We start from the raw sequence: 25,891 nt of genomic DNA, 5'->3' as shown, positions 1-25,891 counted from the left end.
AGCTGATTTTATTGGTAAACTTTTAAAAATATATACTTTATGTTCTCAGGTATCGTAGAAGAATTTGCTGAAGTGGTAAATGTGGTAAAAGATCAGGAGAATCTTCACCTTACGCTTAAGTGTTCGTTTGTGGACGAACTGAAAATTGACCAGAGTGTGGCTCATAACGGAGTGTGTCTTACTGTAGTCAGTATTCAGGATGGTACATACACTGTTACAGCTATGAAAGAAACAATAGAGCGTTCAAATATCGGATTGCTGAAAGTCGGCGATAAAGTCAATGTAGAAAGAAGCATGATGATGAACGGACGTCTGGATGGCCATATCGTACAGGGACACGTCGATCAGACCGCTACTTGTGTGGCTGTGGATGATGCTGAAGGTAGCTGGTATTTCACTTTCAAATACAAGTTTGACAAGGAAATGGCAAAAAGGGGTTACTTCACTGTTGACAAAGGTTCGGTGACTGTAAATGGTGTGAGTCTTACTGTATGCAATCCTACTGAGGATTCATTCCAGGTCGCTATTATTCCTTATACATTCGAACACACTAATTTCCATACAATAAAGGTGGGAAGTGTTGTCAATCTGGAATTTGATATTATAGGAAAGTATCTTAGCAGAATGATGCAGTTGACTTCAAAATAAAATAAAAGTCCGTAATACACAAAAACGGCTTCCTGTTACAATTATTGTCAGGAAGCCGTTTTTGTGTATTATATATCTTTCAGTAATATCTGGTTTTTGTGTGATGTATATTCTTGCCTTGCTTTTATCATGGCATCCCATGATGAAGAATACTGGCTTTTGTCGATATTGAAATCTTCGAAACCTTTTGAGTCGAGTTTGTTCAGCATTACTCCAAGTGTGAGCTTGCCTGTTGACATCCCTGGCAGATAGCACACTTCTTCGCTTTTGCCTTTTTCTTTTACACCTTCGTATATGAGTTGTAAATCCTGCAGTTCGTATAATATGTCTTTTGTGAGACGGATCGGTATCTTGTTTTCCTTACTTATTTCTTCTGCGGAGTACGGGTCTTCGCCATTTTCAAACCTTTTGCAGATTTTCGACAGTATGATTGTGCAGAAAAAGTCGTGGTATCTGCGGCTTATGTTTTTTGATTCCTTTCCGTACTTGAACGACTCAAGGTTCTGGCTTACGTAATTCATCTCTGCGCCGAAAAGGCATATGCTCCATGATATCTGTGTCCAAAGCAGGAACATAGGTATTGCCGCAAAGCTTCCGTATATGGCATTGTAGTTTGATACCCAGATCTGGCTGTTTATATATATGTATTGGAAAATCTGGAATGCGCTTCCGGCAAGTATTCCCGGTATTATGGCATGGCTGAATTTAACTTTTGTGTTCGGGATGAATACGAACAAACCTATAAACATGGCCCAGATAATTGCATATGGAAGCAATTGTATGAAGAATTTCATAATTGGTGCCAGAAGAACGAAAGTTTCCATCTCCTTCAGGAATGTTGTCATGAATATGGATAATCCGCTGGAGAAGACTATCAGTAGTGGCAGCAGTAAAATCATGGAAAAATAGTCTGTGATTTTTCTGAAAACAGAACGCGGCCGTTTTACCTGCCATATTGTGTTGAAGCTTCGCTCTATGTTGTCGGTAAGTATAAGTATTGTCCAAAGCAACATTACGATACCCACTCCGATAAATACTCCGCTTTTTGCATGCTGTAGATATGAATTTATCCATGTGATGACGAGTTCCGCCTGATGGTTGCTCATGTTGTTTCGGAACAGACCTTCTATTATCGAGTCAAAACCGAAACCTCTGGCTATGGCGAAAAGTATCGCGAATATAGGAATGATTGATAGCAGTGTGCTGTAGGTTAGGGCAGAGGCTCTGACTACTATTCTGTTATTGTTGAACTGTTCTGTAGAAAGGATTATAATTCTGATTATTCTTATAATGTTTCTCAGGATTGGGGGATATTTTTCTTCATCGGCTATCCATAGATCTTTCTGGAAAAACTTTTTCCATTTATTGATAGGAAGTTTTGGCATAGTATGTATGTAATGGTGATTGTCATAATGAAAAAGAAGGCAGCAAACCTGTAAGCCGGGTTCTGTTCCCTGACAAGCAGGGTGTCTGTCATTTATCTACATCTGCCGTCACCGACAGACTCTAGCGGTCCACCCTCCGACGTGGGGCGAGCAACCCTCGTTAATGCCGGTTTACATGACCTTACAACTCCTAAGATGCACAGCCCGAATATCACTATCCGGCTGGTGGGCTCTTACCTCACCTTCTCACCCTTACCCCGGTAGGGGCGGTTATTTTCTTCTGCATTACTCTACCCTCGCGGACAGCTTTCTGTTAGGAAGTAGGATGCTCTGTGTTGCCCGGACTTTCCTCTTGTATAAAATACCAGCGACAGACCGGTCTGCTGCTTTCTTACTGCAAAGGTAGGGAAATAAACTGAAAAAACGGCAGGTTTGGCAGAAATACTTTGATATTTGTGTTGTCAGTCTCTCGTAACGAATGTAAATTTGTCAGTTCTGCCCGTTAACACGGGTTAATCAGCATAATATCAATGTTAAAAGAGAGAAAAAACTGATACTTAGGAGTACAACCGTATGGAATTTGTTATACTTTAGCGGATGAAGTGTTAAACAAGTAGTGAAATTAACAATTTAATATAGATAAGATTATGAAAACAGTAACTAAATTTGCGATAGGAGCAGCTTCAATGGTTGCAGTAAGTGCAGGAGTTGCAGGTGTTACGGCATACGTCGTATCTCAGAATAATCAACCGAAAGAAAACCAGACTTTTTATGAATCATTCAATACAATGCCTTTGACTCGTGCTGTAGCATTGGATTCAAACAACATGCAGCCGGTAGATTTGACAAAGGCGGCAGAAAGTTCATTGAATTCAGTAGTACACATTGTTGCTACACAAAGAAGCAAGGTACAGACAGTACAGCAGATGCCTGACATATTCGATTATTTCTTCGGAGACGGTCGCGGACGTCAGCGTCAGATTGAAACTCCGGAACAGAAAGGTTTTGGTTCAGGTGTTATTATTTCCAAGGATGGTTATATAGTAACTAACAACCACGTAATTGACGGAGCTGATGAAATCAGCGTCAAGCTTCAGGATAGCAGAGAGCTTAAAGGTAGAGTGATAGGTACAGACCCGACTACTGACCTTGCTCTGGTTAAGATTGAAGGGGATGATTTCCCTGCAATACCTGTAGGTGACTCAGATAAACTGAAAGTAGGTGAATGGGTATTGGCTGTTGGTAATCCGTTCAATTTGGGTTCTACTGTTACCGCCGGTGTGGTAAGTGCCAAATCAAGAGGTCTTGGTGCAAATCAGGTAGAATCGTTCATTCAGACTGATGCCGCAATCAATCAGGGTAACAGTGGTGGCGCATTGGTTAATGCCCGTGGTGAACTTGTTGGTATCAATGCTATGTTGTTCTCTCCTACAGGTGCATATTCAGGATACGGATTTGCAATTCCTACAAGTATTATGACTAAGGTTGTAACAGACTTGAAGCAATATGGAACTGTACAGCGTGCATTGCTTGGAATCGGTGGTAGAAATATGGGTGACGAGACATATCCGGATGAAATCAGAAAAGAACAAAAGGAACTTGGTACAAACGAAGGTGTTCAGGTAGTTGAAGTATCAGAAGGCGGTTCTGCAGAAGGAATCCTTGAAATCAATGACGTTATACTTGAACTGAACGGTAAGAAAGTCAAGACAATGGCAGATCTTCAGGGAATGCTTGCACAGTATCGTCCGGGAGACAAAGTCAAAGTGACAGTATTGCGCGACAAGAAAGAGAAAGAATTCACTATCACGTTGAAGAATGCTCAGGGTAATACCAAGGTTGTCAAGAAAGCGGATATGGAAATCCTGGGAGCAGCGTTCCGTGCTGTGCCTGACGAATTGAAACGCCAGTTGAACTTAGGCTACGGTGTTCAGGTGACAGGTGTTACAGACGGCAGAATGGCTGACAGTGGTATTCGTAAGGGATTCATTATCCTGAAAGCCAACGGAAAACAGCTTAAGACAGTTCAGGATCTTGAAGATGTAATGAAGGCTGCATCACAGTCACCGGATCAGGTATTGTTCATGACTGGTGTATATCCGTCAGGAAAACGTGCAAACTATGCTGTAGATTTGTCACAGGCTGAATAATCATAATACAGGATAATAAAAGGATATTATTATAATAGGTATTGATTTAAGGTAAAAGATTATGAGAGGCGTTTTATGTGAAAAATAGCATATACGTCTCTCTTTATCGTTTGTTGTTATAAAAAGTTATAATAATCAAGAGAATAATTGTCGTATTATTGATTATTTTATAACTTTGCATCCAAATCGATTTTAAGGAATGAGACAATTAAAGATTACCAAAAGTATCACTAACCGAGAGAGCGCTTCTCTGGATAAGTATTTGCAGGAAATTGGTCGTGAGGACTTGATTACAGTCGAAGAAGAAGTAGAGCTTGCTCAGCGTATTCGTAAGGGGGACAGAATTGCGTTGGAGAAACTTACTAGAGCCAATTTGCGATTTGTTGTTTCTGTTGCAAAACAGTATCAGAATCAAGGATTAAGTTTGCCTGACTTGATTAATGAAGGAAATCTTGGACTTATCAAGGCAGCTGAAAAATTTGATGAAACACGTGGTTTTAAATTTATCAGTTATGCCGTATGGTGGATTCGCCAGTCTATTCTTCAAGCTTTGGCAGAACAGTCAAGAATCGTAAGATTGCCATTGAACCAGGTGGGTTCGTTGAATAAGATCAGTAAGGCTTTCTCTAAGTTCGAACAAGAAAACGAACGTCGCCCGTCACCGGAAGAGCTTGCTGACGAACTTGAAATCCCTGTAGATAAGATATCCGATACTCTGAAAGTGTCAGGACGTCACATCTCAGTAGATGCACCTTTTGTTGAGGGTGAAGACAATAGTCTGCTCGACGTGTTGGTGAACGATGATTCGCCTATGGCGGACCGTTCTTTGGTTAATGAGTCACTTTCGAAGGAAATCGACAGAGCACTATCTACGCTGACCGACAGAGAGAAGGATATAATCCAGATGTTTTTCGGTATTAACACGCAGGAAATGACGTTGGAAGAAATCGGCGACAAATTTGGGCTTACACGTGAGCGCGTTCGTCAGATTAAGGAAAAAGCTATCAGAAGATTAAGGAATAATTCGCGTAGCAAGTTGCTCAAATCTTATTTGGGATAAGATAGAGATTGATTTCCGAAAAGAATAACAGAATCAGACTTGAACATGGTTTGGTTCTGTTTTTTGTTTCTGTATGTTAAATAATTGCTTCGTTTTTCTTATATTGGCTATAAATGATTACTTTTGTCCCATTATAAACAATTGAATATGCGATATATAAAATTATTATGTTTTTTGTTTGCTGTGTCTATTGTAGTAGGTGCAACAGCAAAGAAATCAAAAGATAAGAATAAATACGGGGTGTATATGGCAGGTGTCTCTGCTTCGTTTACTGATTCGCTGGTTTATTTTACGGATATCCAGTTTTTGGACAGTGCCCAGGTGGACGGAAAAGGTTTCCTTGTAGGTCGTTCACAGTATAGTGTACAGCTAAAAGATTATCTTGAAACGAAAGAAGGCGGCAAGAACCGTACATGCTTTATGTTCTTTAATTTGAAGAAGAACAAGCTGCAGAAAGAATTGCAGAAACTGAAAGAGAAATATAACAAGGGTAAGAACATGGTTTTGAAGGATGTTAACCCTGAATTTAAATTTGAGAAGGCTGAACTTTATTAGTCTTCGTGATTGACGTATCGCTTTGCTTTTTTTGTCAGGCATGGCGATACGTCTTTTTTGTTTTTATACGTTTTATCTTGATATGAAAAAACTGTTGTTACTGTTATTGTCCGTATTTGTTTTTGTATCATGTTCGGACGAAATACCAGAAGAGAAAGTACCGGTAAAGTCGGGGAGGACTGTATTGGCATATTTAATATCTAACAATAAATCTGGAAGCTTGGATAAATACTTGAAACAGAATCTTGTGGATATGTATTCAGGCCTTTCGCAAACTACAGATTCATGTACATTGTTGGTTTATTATCGTCCTTATGATGGTGATGCAGATGGTTTGGAAGGACCAAGCCTGCTGCAGTATAATTCCGACGGAAAGGGCAATATAAATAATAGAAGAAGTTTACAGGGTGGAGATCTTAATCCTTCAAGAGTTATTGCAGAAGCGTATTGCAGTCCGTACATTGAGAAAAATCATAATGCAACTGACATGAAAACCATGGAACGTGTGTTGGACCAGATGGTAAAACTGTCACCTTCTACAAATTATGGTATAATATTCGGTTCACACGGAACAAGCTGGATGCCGGGTAATGAAATTGCGGCACGTTCTTTTGGAGATGATGCGGGATACAATATCAATATACCTGAGATGGCTGAGACATTGGAAACTGTATTCAGTGACAGACAGCTGGATTTTGTTCTTTTTGATGCATGTATGATGGCCACGGCGGAAGTATGTTATGAATTTAAGGATGTAACAGATTATTTGATAGGTGCAGTTGTGGAGACTCATGTATATGGACATCCATACGATATTGTATTGCCGAAATTATATCAGAAAGATGTTCCTTATGGTGATATTTGCAAGGATTATATAGATTATAGCAGACAGTTGGGTGCTTGGGGAACTTGTGCGGCAGTAGATTGCAGCAAGATGGATGAATTGGCAGACTGGGTAGGCGCTAATCTGGATGTTTATTCAGACAAGTTGTTGCCTTTGGATATGGATGATGTCCAACAGTATGGAGTAGGTTCATTCAAGTATTTTTCATTGGATGTGGTCGATTTCTTTAAGACTCTCAATGACGGTGAAACCCCTGAAGGTCTGGACAACTTGATGAACAATCTAATAATAGCTAAAGAAGGTTTATTTGGAGATAATTATAGGGTTGTTGGTTCTTTGAAATTAGATGAAGAGCGTTTCTGCGGCATAGGTATGTATATTCCTTATAGAGTTAACAATTCAAAATGGAACTCATACTATGAAACCCTTTCATGGTATAAAGCTGTAGGATGGGATCGTTTTAAGACATTATTGACCACCAATCAATGATTAATTTTAACTGGACGATGGATAAAACTAAAACTATAGCCGCACTTTTCGATTTTGACGGTGTGGTGATGGATACAGAATCGCAATATACAATATATTGGAATGAAGTAGGACGTATATATCATCCGGAAATGGAGAATTTCGGATTAATGATCAAAGGTCAGACTTTGGCGCAGATATACGACCGTTATTTTAAAGGTATGGATGCTGCCCAGGCAGAGATTACTGCCGGACTGAACAAGTTCGAAAGTGAAATGAAATACGAGTATGTACCTGGTGTGGCAGATTTTATGAAGGAACTTCGCAATAATGGTGTCAAGATAGCCATTGTGACAAGCTCAAACGAAAAGAAGATGGCGAATGTCTATTCAGCTCATCCGGAACTGAAGAGTCTGGTTGACAGGATCCTTACGGCAGAGATGTTTACCCGCTCTAAACCGGCACCTGACTGTTTCCTGCTTGGTGCGGAGGTTTTTGAAACAGTTCCTGCCAACTGTGTGGTTTTCGAAGATTCGTTCCATGGCTTGCAGGCAGGTACATCGGCACAAATGGCAGTTGTGGGATTGAGTACTACCAATCCTGCGGAAGCTATAAAGGACAAATGTAATCTGGTTATTCCTGACTTCACTGGTTTTACTTATAAGGACATGATTTCACTGCTTGAAAAGTGACATCAGCAAGTAAAATCACACTTAATTTGGTTAAATGATATAAAACATCTAATTTTGCCGAGTTTTTAAACTGACTTAAATTAAAAAGAAAGTATGGCAGGATATTTATCAGGTGATGTGCGTAAGGTTACCACACACCGTTTGACAGAAATGAAACAGAGAGGCGAGAAGATTTCTATGCTTACCTCATACGACTACACAATGGCACAGATTGTTGACGGAGCCGGAGTTGATGTTATCCTTGTGGGAGACTCTGCATCAAACGTAATGGCAGGAAACGTCACAACACTTCCTATCACAATAGAACAGATGATTTATCATGGCAAGTCTGTTATGAGAGGCGTAAAACGTGCCTTGGTGGTAGTGGATATGCCTTTCGGAACATATCAGGCAGATGCATACGACGGTGTGCGTAATGCCATCCGCATCATGAAGGAAACTCACGCGGATGCCTTGAAGCTGGAAGGTGGTGAAGAAATCATAGACACTGTAAAGAAGATTATCGGTGCCGGAATGCCAGTGATGGGACATCTGGGACTTATGCCTCAGTCTATCAATAAATACGGAACATATACAGTGCGTGCAAAGGAAGATGCAGAAGCTGAAAAGCTTATCCGCGACGCTCATCTTCTTGAAGAAGCAGGATGCTTCGCACTTGTACTTGAAAAAATTCCGGCTGAACTTGCTACAAGAGTAGCTTCGGAACTTACAATTCCTGTAATCGGAATCGGTGCTGGAGGTGGAGTTGACGGACAGGTATTGGTAGTTACCGATATGCTTGGAATGACAAAAGGTTTCAGCCCTAAGTTCCTTCGCCGTTATGCCGACCTTCATACTGTCATGACAGATGCTATAGGTCAGTACGTAAGTGATGTGAAATCAAGTGATTTCCCTAATGAATCAGAACAATACTAATTCTAAAATATAAGAAAAGGACTAATAAATGAAGAACGTAAAGCCTTGTTTCAAAGGCTGGTATATCTTCATTTATTGGTCCTGTGTTTTTTCTATAAGATATAATGTATGTTTAGTACTTCTTACAATACTTCGGAACAGGTTTTCTGGAATAAGAACTTCATACTTCTTATTCTTTCCAATGTATTATTGTACATAAGCGTTTACATGCTCTTTCCGGTGTTGCAGACTTGGATTGTAGGCAAATGGGGATATTCTCCTACAGGTGCATCTTTGGTGTCATCTTTGTTCGGCATAGCATTGTTTTTACCAGGAGCAGTCAACAACTACCTTGTAGATACATTTAAGCGTAAAAGTGTATGTACAAGGAGCATAATGCTGTTTGCGCTTCTCGGATTGCTTTATCCGTACGCCAATCAGATATGGATGGTATATGCCTTGCGAGCCCTTCAGGGAGCATTGTTCGCCATCGCGCTTATGGTGACAGGAAGCACTCTGGTAATTGATGTCACACCTAGCTCGTTCAGAAGCAAGGCCAATTGGGTATTTGCCTTTTCGGGAGGAGTCGGTATGTTGCTGGGGTTGTCTGGAGGACTGTATCTGTCTTCCATTTTCTCGTTGAACAATATGATGTACATTTCGGCAGCCTTTGCAGGAGTGGCATTGTTTCTTGTTTCGATGATAGAAATCTGTTTCCGTGCCCCACTTGAACCACCATTGTTTTCTTTCGACAGGTTTATCCTCTTCCGCAATATCCCTCCGGGAATAAATATGATGACTGTGCCTTTTGTTTTGGGAACGGTAGTTGCCGGTAAACCCGATTATTTTTTCTATCTTTGTATTGTTCTTGGGTTTGCAATCTTCTGGTTCATCCCCAAGCAGATAAAGAGGAAAGCCGATGATATAGTGCGGATTGTGACAGGATATATATTCATGACATTGTCAGTTTATCTGGTTTCGTCATATCAGCATCATATAGTCCTCTGTGCTGCCGGAGTAATGATGGGACTTGGTGTGGCTTCCGCCATGTGCCAGTACCTGAAGATAATGATAAAGTTGCCGAAACATTGCGAACGCGGTACGGGATATCATACATATCAGCTGATGTGGGAAATAGGTATAATGATGGGAGTAGCATTAGGATTTTTTGTATGCAGATATTATCAATCAGATCCTTTGACACTGGCAGGCGGAATATGTATGGCAGGTCTGTTAGGCTATCTTCTGTTTACACGCAGATATTATCAGAAAAGAACACTAAGCAATTCAACAATTAAATAAATAAAGAATATGGCAGACGACAAAAAAATTATCTTTTCGATGGTCGGAGTGAGCAAGTCATTCCAGAACAACAAGCAGGTATTGAAAGACATCTACCTATCCTTTTTCTATGGAGCCAAGATCGGTATCATAGGTTTGAACGGTTCCGGTAAGTCAACTTTGATGAAAATTATTGCCGGTATCGAGAAAAGCTACCAGGGCGAAGTGGTATTCTCTCAGGGATATTCAGTGGGATATCTTGCTCAGGAACCGCAGCTGGACGATACAAAGACTGTGAAAGAAGTAGTAATGGAAGGTGTTCAGCAGGTCGTAGATACACTGACAGAGTATGAAGAAATCAACAATAAATTCGGTCTGCCGGAATATTACGAAGATCCTGAGAAGATGGACGCACTCTTCGCGCGCCAGGCAGAACTGCAGGATATTATTGATGCTACCGACGCATGGAACCTCGACAGCAAGCTGGAACGTGCTATGGACGCACTGCGCTGTCCGCCTGAAGACCAGTTGGTGAAGAATCTCTCCGGAGGTGAACGCCGCCGTGTGGCATTGTGCCGTCTCCTTCTTCAGAAACCTGATATCCTCCTTCTTGACGAGCCTACCAACCACCTTGATGCTGAAAGTATCGACTGGCTGGAACAGCACTTGCAGCAGTATGAAGGTACAGTAATTGCCGTTACTCACGACCGTTACTTCCTCGACCACGTTGCAGGATGGATTCTGGAACTCGACCGTGGCGAAGGTATTCCATGGAAGGGTAACTATTCAAGCTGGCTTGAACAGAAGACAAAACGTATGGAGATGGAAGAAAAGACTGCCAGCAAGCGTCGCAAGACTCTCGAACGCGAGCTTGAATGGGTGCGCATGGCTCCTAAGGCACGTCAGGCCAAAGGTAAAGCACGTCTTAACTCATACGACAAACTCCTCAACGAAGACGTTAAGGCTAAGGAAGAAAAACTTGAAATCTTCATTCCTAACGGACCACGTCTCGGTAACAAGGTTATTGAAGCCAAGCACGTGGCTAAGGCATACGGCGACAAACTTCTGTTCGACGACCTCAACTTCATGCTTCCGCCTAACGGTATAGTAGGTGTCATTGGTCCTAACGGTGCCGGTAAGACAACCCTCTTCCGTCTGATTATGGGACTTGAAACTCCTGACAAGGGCGAATTCGAAGTAGGTGAGACTGTAAAAGTGGCATACGTCGATCAGCAGCACAAGGATATCGACCCTAACAAGACTGTATATCAGGTGATAAGCGGTGGAAACGAACTTATCCGTATGGGTAACCGTGATGTCAATGCCCGTGCATACCTGAGTCGCTTCAATTTCTCAGGTGCTGACCAGGAAAAACTTTGCGGAATGCTTTCAGGTGGTGAGAGAAACCGTCTTCACCTTGCTATGGCACTGAAGGAAGAAGGCAACGTATTGCTTCTCGACGAGCCTACCAACGATATCGACGTAAATACTCTCCGTGCCCTTGAAGAAGGTCTTGAGGATTTTGCAGGATGTGCCGTAGTAATTAGCCACGACCGTTGGTTCCTCGACCGTATTTGTACTCATATCCTTGCTTTCGAAGGTAATAGCGAAGTGTTCTACTTCGAGGGTTCATATACTGAATACGAAGAAAACAAGATGAAGCGCATGGGCAATGTGGAACCTAAGAGGGTACGTTACCGCAAGCTGATGGAAGATTGATAGATACTCATAATAATATGGATAAAGCCGTTGGAGAGGGTTCTTCAGCGGCTTTTCTATTATATGTCTTCAAGTCACAAACCTGAAAATAACATTACTAAATCTATAAATAATCTATATTTATAGAAAATGTCAAATTAAAAATGTTTTGTTTCAAGTTCAGAATAATTTTCTTGCTGGGCGTTTAATTCTTTCCATATCATCCGTAATAAATGTTAATTATTTTGTTTGTTGGAAAAATAGTTATTTCTTTGCAAAAGTTTCCAGTGGAAAATATTTTAAGTGGTGAATAAAATAATAAAACAATAATACATTATGAAGTATCTTATAGTAGGAGGTGTGGCTGGAGGTGCCACTGCAGCGGCAAGAATTCGCAGAAACACGGAGAAGGCTGAGATTATCATGTTCGAGAAAGGGCAGTACATTTCGTATGCCAACTGTGGATTGCCATATTATATCGGCGGAGTGATAGGCGACAGGAATAAACTTTTCGTTCAGACTCCGGAGGCTTTCGGCAAGAGATTCAATATCGACGTTAGAACAAATTCGGAAGTTGTATCGGTTGACGTGAAGAACAAGACAGTTGCTGTGCGTACCAAGGATGGCAGGGAATATACCGAGCAGTATGACAAACTTCTGTTGTCGCCGGGAGCATCGCCTGTGGTTCCGCCATTGCAGGGAATAGACAGCAAAGGCATATTCACGCTGAGAAACGTAAACGATACTGACAAAATCAAGGAATATATCAGCAAGAACATTGTAAAGCGTGCCGTTATTGTGGGTGGCGGTTTTATCGGTCTTGAGATGGCTGAAAGCCTCAAGCATGCAGGAATGGAAGTGGCTGTAGTGGAAATGGCAAATCAGGTGATGGGACCTATCGACTATTCCATGGCGGCACTCGTGCACGAACATTTGCAGCAGCAGGGCGTGAAGCTGTATCTTGAACAGGCTGTTGAGTCTTTTAAGGATAACGGCACTTCCATCGATGTAAACTTCAAGTCCGGAATTTCGCTTACTGCCGAGCTGGTGATACTTTCTATCGGTGTACGTGCCGAGACAAGACTTGCGGTAGAGGCAGGATTGAAACTGGGCGAGATGAAGGGTATCTACGTAAACGAATTTCTTCAGACATCGGATGCCGATGTTTATGCGGTGGGCGATGCAATAGAGTTCCCTCATCCAGTAACAGGCAAGCCATGGCTCAACTTCCTTGCAGGACCGGCAAACCGTCAGGCAAGAATTGTGGCTGATAATATGGTGTTCGGCAATAAGGTGAAATATGAAGGTTCGATAGGAACTGCCATTGCCAAGGTGTTCGACCTTACTGTAGCTTCTACAGGTCTTCCTGCAAAGCGTCTGAAACAGATGGAAATACCGTATCTTTCGGCTACTATACATTCAGGCTCACACGCCGGTTATTATCCCGGAGCGTTGCAGATGGATATAAAGATTACTTTCTCACCGGAGGATGGTCGTCTGTATGGAGCGCAGATTGTGGGTTATGATGGTGTGGATAAGCGTATAGACGAGTATGCTTTAGTTGTGAAAAACGCAGGTACAGTGTATGACCTTACAAGACTGGAACATGCGTACGCTCCACCGTTCTCGTCAGCAAAAGACCCTGTGGCTGTTTCAGGTTATGTGGCAGGAAACATCCTTTCAGGCAAGATGACTCCGCTTTACTGGCGTGAGCTTCGCGATGCGGATCTTTCTAAAGTCACTCTTATAGATGTGAGAACTCCTGACGAATATTCTTTGGGCAATATACACGGCTCGATAAATATCCCTCTTGACGATATGCGCGACAGAATGGGCGAGATACCGACTGACAAACCTGTGTTCCTGTATTGCGGAGTAGGGTTGAGAGGTTATCTTGCATCGAACATTCTGAAGGAAAACGGGTTCAAGGATGTGCGCAATCTGATAGGCGGTGTAAAGACATATAAGGCAGCCGTGACAAAAGTCTGCACTCCAGGTGATGATGCCATGAAGTGTGCTGCCGAAGCAAAAGAGGCATGTTCGTGTGTTGTGGAACAGAGCGAAGCAAAGACTATAAAAGTTGATGCCTGCGGTATGCAGTGCCCTGGTCCGATATTGAAACTGAAAAAGACAATGGAAGGACTTAAACCTGGAGAAAGACTTGAGATATCGGCTACAGATGCTGGTTTCCCTCGAGATGCAGAATCATGGTGCCGCACTACGGGTAATAAGTTCATATCTTCTTCACCTTCTGCAGGTATATATAAGGTAGTAATCGAGAAGGCTACGGCATGTGCCGCAGAGGCAGTAAAGCAGCAATCTTCGGCAGACGGAAAGTCATTCATCCTTTTCAGCGATGACCTCGACAAGGCTCTTGCCACATTCGTACTGGCAAACGGAGCTGCTGCCACAGGAAAGAAGGTTACCATCTTCTTCACATTCTGGGGACTGAATGCCATCAAGAAGGAACGCAAACCGAGTGTTCAGAAAGATATCTTCGGCAAGATGTTCGGCATGATGCTGCCTTCAAGCTCGAAGAAACTCAAACTCTCGAAGATGAATATGGGCGGTATCGGCTCGAAGATGATGAGATACATCATGAAGAACAAGGGTATCGAATCGCTGGAATCCCTCAGACAACAGGCTATTGACAATGGTGTAGAATTCATAGCCTGTCAGATGTCGATGGACGTGATGGGAGTGAAGAAAGAAGAGTTGCTCGACAATGTAACGATAGGCGGAGTAGCTACATACATGGACAGAGCACAGGAGTCAAACGTAAATCTGTTTATCTGACGCATGGAGAAAATATCATGTATATGCAAGATGCGTGAACTTTATAAGGCTATCACCGAACTGGAGGATAGCCTTATGGAGATTTACGGTATATCACTCAACGAGGCTATGGTGATGTGCAGCATTGGCAGCAGGAAAGTTGCCGCAGGAGAGATTTCACAAATCACGGGATTTAAGTCGTCGCACCTTTCAAAAGTCCTTCGCTCGATAGAGGACAAGGGATTTCTGATAAGGGATTTCGGCGACAAGGACAAACGCCAGATTTATTTCTCTCTCACAACGGAGGCCATGCACTGTATGGAGAAACTGAAATGCGAAGGTCTGCCCGTACCGGAACTTTTGAGTGAGTTCTTCGCGTGCGGTAATGGAGAAAAAATGTAAGTATTATTTTAATTTTATAGATATATGAAGAAAATAGCATTACCTACAAGAAATGGCAATATTGACGACCATTTCGGACATTGTGCGTTCTACACGATTATAACTGTCAATGATAATAATGAAGTTGCAAAAACAGAAATCATGCCTTCACCTGAAGGATGCGGCTGTAAATCGAACATTGCATACCAGCTTCAGGAAGACGGCATAACACTTATGCTGGCTGGTAATATGGGTATGGGTGCCCTAAACAAATTATCGTCTTGCGGAATCGAGGTGGTGAGAGGTTGCAGCGGTCCTGTAATGGATGTAGTTGAGGCTTATCTCAAAGGTGAGTTGAAAGACTCTGGCGAGGCATGCAGCCATCATGGTGAGGACGGACATGAGTGTCATAATCATTGATTTTTAATATTGCGGGATGTGCAAAATGAGCAACCGGAGCTGGGGCTTGGGTTGCTCATTTTTCATATGTATGGGGTAAAAAATTATTGTTGGTTTGCATGGAAAGAGTTCTTTTACTATTTTTGAGACTACATTGTATTTTAGTCATTTATAACGAGGAAATAAAAAATGAATGGAAGAGAAGACAGTAAACAGAATGATTTGTTCTTTTTATGCAGCTTAATAGAATATATCGGAAGGCAAACAAAAAATAAACGTAGTGTCATTGTCAATGCTTTAGGTCGGAAAGGACTTGAGCATTATTATGAATTGGCAGAGGTATATCATTGCGAGAATATTGATAAGGTAACAGACGAAATCATTAATAAGTATGGTATAGTTCCAGGACACTATGATAATGTATCAAAGGCTGAAGACGGTATTCCTACGCATTGGGATATTGGCAAGGTGGTACAACGTATTATCCTTAAATTTGCTGATAATTCGGATGGGGACATAATTAGTGCCCTTATAAAAGTCTATAATTCATGGATTATTACAAAAATTGATGACTATAATAGTTCTATGTATTATGAGAATACAAGTTATCAGTATGAATCGTTATTGGCGGGGAAGGCCTTATAAATAAATTTAAATATCAATACTATGAATAATTTAAAGTTGAAAGAACTAATACACGAGTACAAAGAAAAATTTAATGATACGATACCATATGAGATATACAAATGGAAGGCTGTAAAGTGCTTCCAGGATAATTGGGATATTGATGCTAAGGATTTTTCTTCAATGTTAAAATCGTCTTTATTAAGAACAAGGAATTTATTGGCATTCATGAATAATTTTCCAGGTAAAATGATAAGAAGCTATGCGGAATCTTATCCTGAAGAAGTACGTTTGTTGTTTAAAATGTTGTATGATGAAAGTCAAGACTTGGTTATACGAATAGAGTCATTTATAGAAGGAATTAAGTATATTCATTCAAAATGGGATATTGATGGAAATAAAAATCATTTTCAGAGTTATACTGTGATAAGTATATATTTATGGCTTCGTTTCCCTGATAAATATTATATATACAAGCCGGCTGTTGCGAAAAAAATATTCAAAGAAATTAATGGGAAAGAATTGTTTGCCAAGAAAGCGGAAGCTGTTATTATGGTATATAAGTTGTATGATGAAATATCCGAAATATTGATGTACGATTCTGATTTGCGTCATATGCTTAAAAACGTAATGACAAGTGATTGTTATCCTGATCACTATATGAAAACTGCTACAGTCGATTTTGTATATTCCATTAGTAAGCCTATAAAGTTCTCAATAGCTGGCAAAAGTGAGAATAAGAAGATTTTTAATGTTGATAATTATAAAGTGATGGAATCTGTTCCCGTACCCATAAAAAACAAAAACTATTGGTGGCTTAATGCCAACCCTAAGGTCTGGAGTATGTCTGAATGGGTAGTTGGAGAGATTCAGGACTATACTTTATTTAATGATAACGGCAACAAGCGACGTATTTATCAGAATTTTATTGATGCCAAGGAAGGTGATATTGTAGTATGTTATGAATCAAATCCTACAAAACAGATTTTAGGACTTGCCGAAGTGGCAAAAGCCAATGATGGAGAAAAGATAATGTTCAGGAAAACAGAGACATTATCTTCACCTATAGACTTTTCTACTATTAAGGAAATAGCGGAACTGAGAAATATGGAATTCCTTGTTAATCCTAATGGTAGTTTCTTTAAATTGACTTGTGCTGAATATGAGATTATCATTGATCTTATCAGAGAAAGCAATAAGTTGCCGGATGTTGTGCCTTTGGAGAAATACAGTAAATCGGATTTCCTTAATGAAGTATTCATGGATGAAAAGGATTACGATAGACTATCTCACCAGTTGAAAGTAAAGAAGAATGTAATTCTACAAGGGGCGCCAGGTGTGGGAAAGACGTTCAGCGCTAAAAGATTGGCCTATTCTGTTATGGGAGTTAAAGATGACAGTCGTATATGCTTCATACAGTTTCACCAAAATTATTCGTATGAAGATTTTATAATGGGATACAGACCTGTAGAAGATAAGTTTATTCTTCGAAAAGGAATCTTCTATGATTTCTGCACCCTTGCAAAGAATAATAGGGATAAGGACTACTTCTTTATAATTGATGAAATAAATAGAGGTAATCTGTCAAAGATTTTCGGTGAACTGCTTATGCTTATTGAAAAAGATTATCGTGGCGAAAAGAATAAGATGACACTGGCTTATACAGGCGAAAAGTTCTATGTTCCGGAAAATCTATATATAATAGGAATGATGAACACAGCCGACAGAAGTCTAGCTATGATAGATTATGCTCTTCGCCGAAGATTCAGTTTCTTTAATATCAAACCAGGATTTGAAACAGAAGGTTTTAAGAAGAAATGTTCATCGGTAACAAATCCAAAACTTGAAAAACTAGTCAGGAAAATAATAGAACTTAATAAAAAGATAATAGAGGATGATTCTTTAGGAAGCGGATTTGAAATAGGTCACAGCTATTTATGTTTTAAAAATCCTGTGGATGTTACTGATGATTTTTTAAGGGGAGTGGTAGAGTATGATATCATCCCAATGCTTGAAGAATATTGGTTCGATAATAAGAATAAAGTTAATGAATGGTCTGAAAAATTAAAATCAGCATTGAATGACTAGAGACAAAGGCATATTGATTCGCAATATTTATTATATGTTGACTTATGCTTTTCAGGAATTACGTAAGAACAACTATGATGATATTGCAAAGGAGGATTTCGAGCAGATATTGGAATTATTTGCTGAAATTCTGTATAAAGGTGTTTCGTTGCAGCTGAAACAAGGACTATATAAAGAATATGTAAATTGTCATGAAATATTACCTGTGTTGAAAGGACGTTTGGATATTGAAGATACTATCAACTGTATGATACAACATAAAAGTCTGTTGGGATGTGATTATGATGAGTTGTCAGAGGATAATATCTTCAATCAGATAATAAAAAGTACAATACTTTTATTGATTGGGAATAACAGTTTACGTCATAAATATAAAAAAGGTTTACGTTCTATTTTGCCATTCTTTGGAAATGTTCATGAGTTAAATCTGATGACAGTAAAATGGAAATTACTGAAATTTCAGCGTAATAATCAGAATTACAGGATGCTGATGAATATATGCTATTTTATTGTTGATGGAGTTTTGATGACAACTCAGAAAGGCGAGTTTAAGATGGCTACATTTACTGATGAACACATGAACAAGCTTTTTGAACGTTTTGTGTTGGAGTATTACCGTAAGCATCACAAATATTTGAAGGCAAATTCGGATATGGTTGAATGGGATATTTATGATACAGAAAGCGCTGTTGTTGATTTTTTGCCTTCAATGAAAACAGATATATCATTACATAATGGAGATAAGACACTTATAATTGACACCAAGTATTATGGTAGTATGACTCAAACCCAGTTTGGTAAATCTACTATTCATTCTGGAAATATGTATCAGATTTTTACTTATGTTAAGAATAAGGATTGTGATAATTCAGGTAATGTTTCAGGCGTTTTGCTGTACGCAAAAACGGAAGAGGAAACAGTTCCTGAACTTGATGTTGTTATAGGTAAAAACCGATTTCTTGTTAAAACCCTTGATTTGAACCAACGATTTGATGAAATATCCAAACAGTTGGATTTAATTGTATCTTTATATTTTACTTGAAATTAAGTAAAAATATACTTAAGACATTTTAATAAGTATTTGAATAAGTGATTTATTTAAATACTTATTATTTTTTTCCATCTTCTCTGTTACAAAACCAATATCTTTACGTTTACCTTTTTGAAAACGAATAGTACGGACCCGATAAAAAGCATGAGTAAAGAAACACTGACATCAACATTTACAGAACTGAGGAAAAATTTTCTCAGGCTTGCAATGCGTTTCCTTCCCAATAAGGAGGATGCCGACGATGCACTTCAGGAGGCTTTCTTCCGGTTGTGGCGACATGCTGACCAGATCGGTTCGCGCGAAGAAGCCGAGGCGCTTACGGTAGTGACGGTTAAGAATCTGTGTATTGATACACTGCGCAAGAGGAACAATATTCCTACTGTAGAGTTGGATGAGAACAGGGATGAATCCGTTTGTGACCAAGCGGATGAGAGTATTGAGAGAGAAGAGCGTTTCCGCATGCTGGAACGTATCATTGAGCTAAGGCTGACACCTCTGCAACAACAGATTTTACGGATGAAAGAGTATGAAGGAAAAAAGTATGATGAAATAGCCGAAATACTCGGAATGCAGGAACCGGCTGTGCGGATGCAACTGTCGAGAGCTAGAAAAGAAATCAGGGATTGTTATTTAAAACAGATGGAACGATGAAAGAAAACGAACGAACTTATCAGCAGTGGAAAGAGTTGGCGGAACGCTACTTTGAAGCCCAGACAACAGATGTTGAAGAAGAAGCATTGGCACGTTTTCTCGCCACACCGGCTTCGCAAGGGAAGGAGTTCGACGAGCTTCGTGCCGTAATGGGATTTATCGCTACAGGACGTGCCATACATAACAGACAGCGTACACGAGGCGTACGGTTGAGATATTATGCGGCAGCCGCAGCTATTACGGGTGTGTTGGCCTTGACTGCTGTATGGCAGGTGGCAGAAAGGACTAACGTCTGTGTGGCCTATATCAACGGTGAGCGTTACACTGATAAGGAAATAGTTTTTTCGGAGGCTATGAAATCCATCGATAAAGTGCGACATGATTTGCCACAGGAAACGGTTCAGGAACAATTGTCGGACATCTTTCAGACAATTGGAGCATCAGTTGAAAACTAAAAAATAATGAGATATGATAAGACGATTGATTATACTGGGAATTACCATGCTGGCTGTGCTGCCTATTTCGGCACAGAAGGGCATGCATGTGGAAACCTTGTTCGACGGTCGCTTCAAGTATGACAAGAGGGCGGTAGAGGTTCTTATCAAAGGTAAGGAACTGAAGAAATATCATCTGACGCTTTTCCGTAGTCTGACAGTAACAGATGCTCCGGCATTGTCGGATGAGATAGAGGCACTTGTTGTAAAGGATGCGGAAATGGCTGTTGACAAGGAAGTTGGGAAAATTGGTACGCAGCTGTATTATGGTTTCTATTGTTTCCCGCCACAGGATGAAAGTTACCGATATCTGTTCTACAGAAATACCTCTGTGGTTCCTGACGGTGCAAAGAAACCGGAAGTTACGGTGGTATATATGGAAGGACAGGTTACCCTGGAGGAACTGAAGCAGATGTTTAAATAGGAAGAAACAAATAAAACATTATAAAGATATGAAGAAAATGATTTTGCTTGTAGCAACATTGCTGATTGCGGCAGGCGGGTATGCTGAAAGTAAAGACTCATTGAAGGTTGAGAATGTAATGGGTATTGATAACCCTGATAGGGTAACAATAACAGAGTCAAACAACCGCATGAAGGTAGAAATTGACGGAAAGAAAGACAATCCGGATTTCCGTTATGTCCGTGAGGTGGAAATATCCCCTTCGGATGTTTCGGTTACAAAAGAACGTAACAGTGACTGGGATTTCAATATCCCGTTCAGAAAGCATACAGAAGAACAGAAACGTAAACGGAATGCATTTGTGGTCAAGGACTTCAAAATAGGACTTTCCACAGTTCAGGGAGCTCCCGACAATATGGATGTAACCATGGGTTCTTCATGGGAAATTACTACTCCTTCATTTGGTTGGGAATATTATCCTTGGAAAACAAGGACTTCTCTTTCTATCGGAGTGGCTTGCAGTTGGCGCAATTACCGTATGACGGGCAAGCAGCGCTTTATAAAAGATCCTGGAAATGATATGTCTATCGGCGCTTATCCTGAAGGTGCAGATATTCAGTTTTCACGTATCAAGGTATTCAGTTGGTCTTTCCCTGTTATGTTTACTCATCAAACGAAAAATAATTTCAGCTTTAGTTTCGGACCGATTATCAATTTCAATACGCATGCCAGTATGAAGACACGCTACAAGCTGAATGGAGAAAAGTTTAAACTGACGGATGATAATATTCATCAGACTCCAGTGACAGTTGATATTCAGGCTTCATTCGGTTTCAATACTTTAGGGTTCTATGTAAAGTATAGCCCATGTAAGGTGCTTGACACTACGTATGGTCCGGAGTTCTCGGCATTGTCTGTAGGAGTTGTCATATTCTGATATAAACGTAAAGAGCAACAAAGGTCTCAGGGCTTCGGTTGCTCTTTTTCGCTTTTTATAAAGGAATAAAATTTACTGTTTGCTTATATCACTATAAAGTACGGAAGTGTATTTCATGAGAGCTTTCTCGCATAAGGTATCTCCAATGTTATAATAACTCTCGGAAATTGTATTGAAACGTTCCATAATCTTGTCTGCCTTTTCACGGTCTTTATCGTAAATCAGGGCAATGGCATATTGGATTCTTAATGCAGAAGGTCGGAATGTGGCATTCTGGTTCAAGTAAATCATAATATTTTTGTCATTGATAGCCTCTTCGATTTTGCTTTTATCACCATTGTCTATCAGATTGAGGAACAGACGTTCCATAGCTATTTCGTTTTTGTATATCTGAATTATTTCATTCCATCTTTCTTCGGCTAAGGCTATCAGATTATGTGCTTTATCGAAGTCCAGTCTGTCAAGTGCCACAGCCAGATCCATGGTAAGGGCGCAGACATGAAACGGAGACGACATGTCAAGCCGTTTATTGTCAGAATAATACTCTTCCATAGCTTCGTGAGGTCTTTTACCGCTTTGTGTTTTTGCCAGAAAACGGAGTGAATCCAGAAACACCTGTGTGGAGAACTTGTCTTCTCTGAGTCGCAATATATTGTAACCGTCGTTAGGGATACCTGAGAAAGTGGAAGGAATACCGTTTACCAGAAAAAAGCATATCCCTACACCAGAAAACAGCATCAGGAATATATTCAGATATGGGTTTAGCGATTCGTGGCATGTCCACAACAATATCCCGCTAATGACGGAAAACATCAGATTGAATATTACGCCTCCAAGATTGTAAAGCATAATCCCGAAATCCGAGTCTCCATTTTCGGGTGGGAGCAGAAGGCATTGCCCTCCGGCACCCGCAAGTTTCATGGTAGAGAGTCTGTAGTGCCCGTCACGCTTGGTCAGTATAAAACCGAATGCCATAAAGGAAATGAATTTCCATCCGCGCATCAGAGCTACAGTAAGATGTCCTGTTTCATGTATTATTATCTGCATGAAGATACATACAATCATTATCAGGAATGAAAGCAACAGATTTGTTATAAGAGAAACAAAACCTTGTTCCTTGCCGAAAAAAATTATTAATGAATATCCGATGCATCCTCCAAAAATCAATGACAATACTATAAACAGTATTACGGCAATGTTTTTCTTTAAAAAACCAATCATGCTAGTCCTGGAATTATTATTTGAAAATCATTGTAGCAAATTCAGACAGATATATTCTCCAGTTGCGCCAGATGTGTCCGCCGTCGCTTTCTCTATACACATATTTGTAGTTGTGTTTGTCAAGCAACTTTCTGTACTCCACGTTGGCATTATACAGGAAGTCTGTCTTTCCAATTGCAATCCAGTAAAGTTTAGGGGCTTTGCTGAACTGTTTAGCCAGTTTTTCTTCCATGTTTTTATAGATATCTGAATCTTTTTCCTTATCGGGAAGTATTGCTGCAGAGAAAAGACCTACATAATCGAATTTATCCGGATATTCTTTGGAAATATGAAGAGAATGATATCCACCCATTGAAAGGCCGGCTATGGCACGTCTGGATTTTTTATTCTCAACCCTGTAATTATTTTCGATGAATTTCATTATTTCAGGGAAGGTAGTCTCCATGGTGCCTTCCATTGTTCTTGGAAGATTCATTGTCGGTTTGTACATTCCTAAAGACGATTCTCCAGGAGCAGCTTCCTGATCTACATTTCCGTTTGGCATAACTACTATCATAGGTTCTGCCTTTCCCTGAGCTATAAGGTTATCCATTATCTGTGTAGTCCTTCCAAGGGTGGTCCAGGCATCTTCATCGCCACCCATACCGTGAAGCAGATAAAGCACAGGATAGCGCTTGTTGCTGTTTTCATAGCCTGCAGGGGTATAGACTGTCAGTCGGCGGTCATAGCCTAAGGCGTCGCTGTGATACCAGCGCTTTGTTACAGTTCCGTGAGGGACTTTGTTTACACTGTATAAGTCGCCCGGCTCTCCCTTGACTATGAATATATTGAAAACTGATGCTACATCACGGCTCACATAGACATTGTTCGGGTCTGTCACTTTCAGACCATCAACTATGAACGAATAATTGTAAAGCTCTGAAGCAAGAGGTTGTGGAGTGGTATATTCCCAAACACCGTTCTTGCCTTCTTTCAGCTCGGCATATCCCGGTACATCTACCTTACCGAACTGAGTATCCATTTTTACAGTAGGCAGGAAGTCGCCTGTAACCTTTACCTGAACAGCTTTGGGTGCATGAAAACGGAAAGTTACGGTATTGTTCGGGTGTATTTCAGGCGAAGTGATGTTCTGTCCACCCCATAATGATTCCTGAGCGGAACAAGTCAGACTTATAAATAAAGCCGATAATAAAAGATTTAATTTTTTCATGGTGTAATATTATTTCTTGTTTGAGTTATGTTATTTATGTTGATATGAATAATTTATTCAGGTTTGACTTTAAGGGATTCTTTACATATTCCGTTTAATCCACATTCCGAACATTTAGGCGAACGTGCAATGCAGACATATCTTCCGTGCAGTATCAGCCAGTGATGAGCTTTAGGAACAATATCCTTTGGAATATATTTCATCAGATAATTCTCAGTGGCAAGCGGAGTGGTGCATGATTTCGGTACAAGACCGATTCTGTGGCTCACGCGGAACACATGTGTATCTACTGCCATTGCTGCTTTATTGAATACCACGCTTTGTATTACATTGGCTGTCTTGCGGCCCACACCAGGTAGCTTTACGAGTTTTTCCAGTGTATCCGGCACTGTGCTGTTATATTCGCTTACGAGCATCTTTGCCATTCCGACGAGGTGCTTGGCCTTATTGTTGGGGTAGCTCACACTGCGGATATATTCGAATATCACTTCGGGAGTGCTTGCGGCAAGGGCTTCTGGAGTAGGGAAGTCGTGAAACAACGGTGGAGTTATCATGTTCACACGCTTGTCCGTACATTGCGCGCTAAGTATCACTGCAATGAGCAGTTCAAAAGGGTTTGAGTAATGTAGCTCGGTCTCTGCCACCGGCATTGCCTTCTCAAAATATTCTATAACCTTATTGTATAATTCCTGTTTACGCATAGTCTGTTACCATTTTTTGTGTCTGAAAAAGAAGAAAAGTGAGATACCCATAGTCAGCATCAGTGCCCATGCGAAAAGGTATCCGTATTCCCAGTGCAATTCGGGCATCCATTCGAAGTTCATTCCCCATATTCCGGCAAGGAATGTCAGAGGGATGAAGATAGTGGAAACGATGGTGAGCTGTTTCATTATGTCGTTCAGACGTTGGTCGTTTCTTGATATGTATAGGTCAACGATGGCTGTTATAAGGTCACGACAGCTTTCCATTGTCTGAAGTACGAATTGCAGATGGTCGTTCACATCGTTGAAGAACGGACGTTGCTGTTCGTTCAGCAGTTCGTTGTCTGCATGAAACAGCTTGTTGATGTGTTCCTTCATCGGGAAGATGCATTTCTTTATTATACGGTAGTTTTTCCTGTATTTCTGTATGTTTTCTATTCCCGGCGCATCCGGATTGTGAGGAACGATTAAAGCTTCTTCCATATCTTCCAGTTCATCTTCCATTGCTGTCAGCACGGACATGAAATTTGCCATAGAGCTGTTCAGTATTACACTTAGCAGATAGTCCGACTGGCGGTGACGGATCTTCAATGTGTTTTTGTTCAGCGCCGAAATAATCTCATTGAAGAAATCTGTTTCTTTTTCAACGAATGTGAGAACATATGATTTGCCTTGAATGATACATAGTTGCATCGATTCATAATCTCTATCCTTGTTCATCGTCAGGAGCTTGATGATTATTACATTGTAATCATCGTGTTCTTCCACTTTTGTGAGGTGTTCCGGATTAAGGATATCCTGAGTAGTCAGAAAATCGATGCAGAACATCTGGCATATATTTTTTATTTTATCAGTATCCTGCATACCGGTAATCTGTATCCAGTTTATTTCGTCCTCGTTCATTAATTCCTGAAGATGCTCTAGTTCTATATCCTTATGATACGTGATGGAGTCTTTCTTATAAGAACACAGATTTATTTTGGTAGGACATATGTTCTCGCCTGTATATCTCAGTTGTTCTGTAAGTAGGTTATTTTTGGTCATACAGTTAATTTTATAGCCATTAATATAGTTTAAAACCAAAGGTAATTATAATATGTGAAAATATATACTTTTCAGTTACAAATTATAGGAATAATAATGATAGTTATCTTTGATATCGTTTATAAATGAAGATAAATTTATGAATTCTGCCAAACGAAACGGATTTGAAAGTATTTGCAACAGTATTGAAAATAATAAATGATTGGTACATACTACTTTTGTGACATTAAAACTTAA

At 40.3% G+C, this 25,891-nt stretch carries 24 protein-coding genes and 1 other RNA gene; 19 read left to right on the top strand and 6 right to left on the bottom strand.

What is annotated here, in order from left to right; genetic code table 11:
- The first annotated feature begins 39 nt into the window (after window positions 1-39).
- Window positions 40-648 (top strand): riboflavin synthase, encoded by a 609-nt coding sequence (locus tag H6A61_RS08025; protein WP_154044558.1) that lies wholly within the window; start codon window positions 40-42, stop codon window positions 646-648.
- 68 nt (window positions 649-716) lie between these two features.
- Here the strand turns inward: H6A61_RS08025 and H6A61_RS08020 are convergent, their stop codons facing one another.
- Both H6A61_RS08020 and rnpB read right to left on the bottom strand, forming a co-directional pair.
- Window positions 717-2,033, bottom strand: coding sequence for a YihY/virulence factor BrkB family protein (locus H6A61_RS08020; RefSeq protein WP_204392701.1), 1,317 nt, complete (start codon window positions 2,031-2,033; stop codon window positions 717-719).
- A 35-nt stretch (window positions 2,034-2,068) separates the two neighbouring features.
- Window positions 2,069-2,420, bottom strand: an RNA gene (gene rnpB / locus H6A61_RS08015) — RNase P RNA component class A.
- A gap of 260 nt (window positions 2,421-2,680) precedes the next feature.
- Here rnpB and H6A61_RS08010 point away from each other — a divergent pair.
- From H6A61_RS08010 to H6A61_RS07925, 18 genes are all read left to right on the top strand, one after another.
- Complete coding sequence (locus tag H6A61_RS08010) at window positions 2,681-4,183, top strand: Do family serine endopeptidase (RefSeq protein WP_204392699.1); 1,503 nt, start codon at window positions 2,681-2,683, stop codon at window positions 4,181-4,183.
- A 199-nt stretch (window positions 4,184-4,382) separates the two neighbouring features.
- Window positions 4,383-5,243 (top strand): sigma-70 family RNA polymerase sigma factor, encoded by an 861-nt coding sequence (locus H6A61_RS08005; RefSeq protein WP_154044561.1) that lies wholly within the window; start codon window positions 4,383-4,385, stop codon window positions 5,241-5,243.
- Window positions 5,244-5,390: 147 nt separating this feature from the next.
- Window positions 5,391-5,798, top strand: coding sequence for a hypothetical protein (locus tag H6A61_RS08000; protein ID WP_204392696.1), 408 nt, complete (start codon window positions 5,391-5,393; stop codon window positions 5,796-5,798).
- Window positions 5,799-5,880: 82 nt separating this feature from the next.
- Window positions 5,881-7,131 carry a clostripain-related cysteine peptidase gene (locus tag H6A61_RS07995; RefSeq protein ID WP_204392694.1) on the top strand — a complete coding sequence of 417 codons (1,251 nt, stop codon included), beginning with the start codon at window positions 5,881-5,883 and terminating at the stop codon, window positions 7,129-7,131.
- Window positions 7,132-7,148: 17 nt separating this feature from the next.
- Window positions 7,149-7,802 (top strand): HAD family hydrolase, encoded by a 654-nt coding sequence (locus tag H6A61_RS07990; protein WP_154044564.1) that lies wholly within the window; start codon window positions 7,149-7,151, stop codon window positions 7,800-7,802.
- A gap of 93 nt (window positions 7,803-7,895) precedes the next feature.
- The gene (gene panB, locus H6A61_RS07985; protein WP_204392692.1) at window positions 7,896-8,717 is read left to right on the top strand and encodes a 3-methyl-2-oxobutanoate hydroxymethyltransferase; all 822 of its coding nucleotides are present in this window, start codon (window positions 7,896-7,898) and stop codon (window positions 8,715-8,717) included.
- 108 nt (window positions 8,718-8,825) lie between these two features.
- Window positions 8,826-9,998: an MFS transporter gene (locus H6A61_RS07980; protein WP_204392690.1), complete on the top strand. Its 1,173-nt coding sequence runs from the start codon at window positions 8,826-8,828 to the stop codon at window positions 9,996-9,998.
- A gap of 9 nt (window positions 9,999-10,007) precedes the next feature.
- Window positions 10,008-11,696 carry an energy-dependent translational throttle protein EttA gene (gene ettA / locus H6A61_RS07975; protein WP_204392688.1) on the top strand — a complete coding sequence of 563 codons (1,689 nt, stop codon included), beginning with the start codon at window positions 10,008-10,010 and terminating at the stop codon, window positions 11,694-11,696.
- 315 nt (window positions 11,697-12,011) lie between these two features.
- Window positions 12,012-14,471: a DsrE/DsrF/DrsH-like family protein gene (locus tag H6A61_RS07970; RefSeq protein WP_204392686.1), complete on the top strand. Its 2,460-nt coding sequence runs from the start codon at window positions 12,012-12,014 to the stop codon at window positions 14,469-14,471.
- Between the two features lie 3 nt (window positions 14,472-14,474).
- Entirely contained in the window at window positions 14,475-14,852 is a 378-nt protein-coding gene (locus H6A61_RS07965) for a MarR family winged helix-turn-helix transcriptional regulator (RefSeq protein WP_204392684.1), read from the top strand.
- A 24-nt stretch (window positions 14,853-14,876) separates the two neighbouring features.
- Window positions 14,877-15,251 (top strand): NifB/NifX family molybdenum-iron cluster-binding protein, encoded by a 375-nt coding sequence (locus H6A61_RS07960; protein WP_204392682.1) that lies wholly within the window; start codon window positions 14,877-14,879, stop codon window positions 15,249-15,251.
- A gap of 168 nt (window positions 15,252-15,419) precedes the next feature.
- Window positions 15,420-15,875: a hypothetical protein gene (locus H6A61_RS07955; protein WP_204392680.1), complete on the top strand. Its 456-nt coding sequence runs from the start codon at window positions 15,420-15,422 to the stop codon at window positions 15,873-15,875.
- A 21-nt stretch (window positions 15,876-15,896) separates the two neighbouring features.
- The gene (locus tag H6A61_RS07950; RefSeq protein WP_204392678.1) at window positions 15,897-17,942 is read left to right on the top strand and encodes an AAA family ATPase; all 2,046 of its coding nucleotides are present in this window, start codon (window positions 15,897-15,899) and stop codon (window positions 17,940-17,942) included.
- Window positions 17,935-18,984, top strand: a complete 1,050-nt coding sequence (mcrC, locus tag H6A61_RS07945) for a 5-methylcytosine-specific restriction endonuclease system specificity protein McrC (protein ID WP_204392676.1) — start codon at window positions 17,935-17,937, stop codon at window positions 18,982-18,984. The genes H6A61_RS07950 and mcrC overlap by 8 nt, the downstream gene beginning before the upstream one ends.
- Window positions 18,985-19,137: 153 nt before the next feature.
- Window positions 19,138-19,644, top strand: a complete 507-nt coding sequence (locus H6A61_RS07940) for an RNA polymerase sigma factor (RefSeq protein ID WP_204392674.1) — start codon at window positions 19,138-19,140, stop codon at window positions 19,642-19,644.
- Window positions 19,641-20,099: a hypothetical protein gene (locus tag H6A61_RS07935; RefSeq protein WP_204392672.1), complete on the top strand. Its 459-nt coding sequence runs from the start codon at window positions 19,641-19,643 to the stop codon at window positions 20,097-20,099. The genes H6A61_RS07940 and H6A61_RS07935 overlap by 4 nt, the downstream gene beginning before the upstream one ends.
- 13 nt (window positions 20,100-20,112) lie before the next feature.
- Window positions 20,113-20,562, top strand: a complete 450-nt coding sequence (locus H6A61_RS07930) for a DUF6108 family protein (RefSeq protein WP_239469150.1) — start codon at window positions 20,113-20,115, stop codon at window positions 20,560-20,562.
- 28 nt (window positions 20,563-20,590) lie between these two features.
- Window positions 20,591-21,478, top strand: a complete 888-nt coding sequence (locus H6A61_RS07925; RefSeq protein ID WP_204392670.1) for a hypothetical protein — start codon at window positions 20,591-20,593, stop codon at window positions 21,476-21,478.
- A 72-nt stretch (window positions 21,479-21,550) separates the two neighbouring features.
- Here the strand turns inward: H6A61_RS07925 and H6A61_RS07920 are convergent, their stop codons facing one another.
- The 4 genes from H6A61_RS07920 to corA are packed head-to-tail and all read right to left on the bottom strand — an operon-like array spanning window position 21,551 to window position 25,654.
- Complete coding sequence (locus H6A61_RS07920) at window positions 21,551-22,699, bottom strand: site-2 protease family protein (protein WP_204392667.1); 1,149 nt, start codon at window positions 22,697-22,699, stop codon at window positions 21,551-21,553.
- Between the two features lie 16 nt (window positions 22,700-22,715).
- Window positions 22,716-23,909 carry an esterase gene (locus tag H6A61_RS07915; RefSeq protein ID WP_204392665.1) on the bottom strand — a complete coding sequence of 398 codons (1,194 nt, stop codon included), beginning with the start codon at window positions 23,907-23,909 and terminating at the stop codon, window positions 22,716-22,718.
- Between the two features lie 53 nt (window positions 23,910-23,962).
- On the bottom strand, window positions 23,963-24,610 hold the full coding sequence (gene nth, locus H6A61_RS07910; RefSeq protein WP_154044580.1) for an endonuclease III: 648 nt from the start codon (window positions 24,608-24,610) through the stop codon (window positions 23,963-23,965).
- A gap of 6 nt (window positions 24,611-24,616) precedes the next feature.
- Window positions 24,617-25,654 (bottom strand): magnesium/cobalt transporter CorA, encoded by a 1,038-nt coding sequence (gene corA, locus H6A61_RS07905; RefSeq protein ID WP_204392663.1) that lies wholly within the window; start codon window positions 25,652-25,654, stop codon window positions 24,617-24,619.
- Window positions 25,655-25,891: the final 237 nt, after the last annotated feature.

It is taken from the genome of Bacteroides caecigallinarum (genome assembly GCF_016901995.1).
Classification (GTDB): Bacteria; Bacteroidota; Bacteroidia; order Bacteroidales; family Bacteroidaceae; genus Phocaeicola; species Phocaeicola cellulolyticus.
This window is presented reverse-complemented; position numbering and strand designations above follow the sequence as displayed.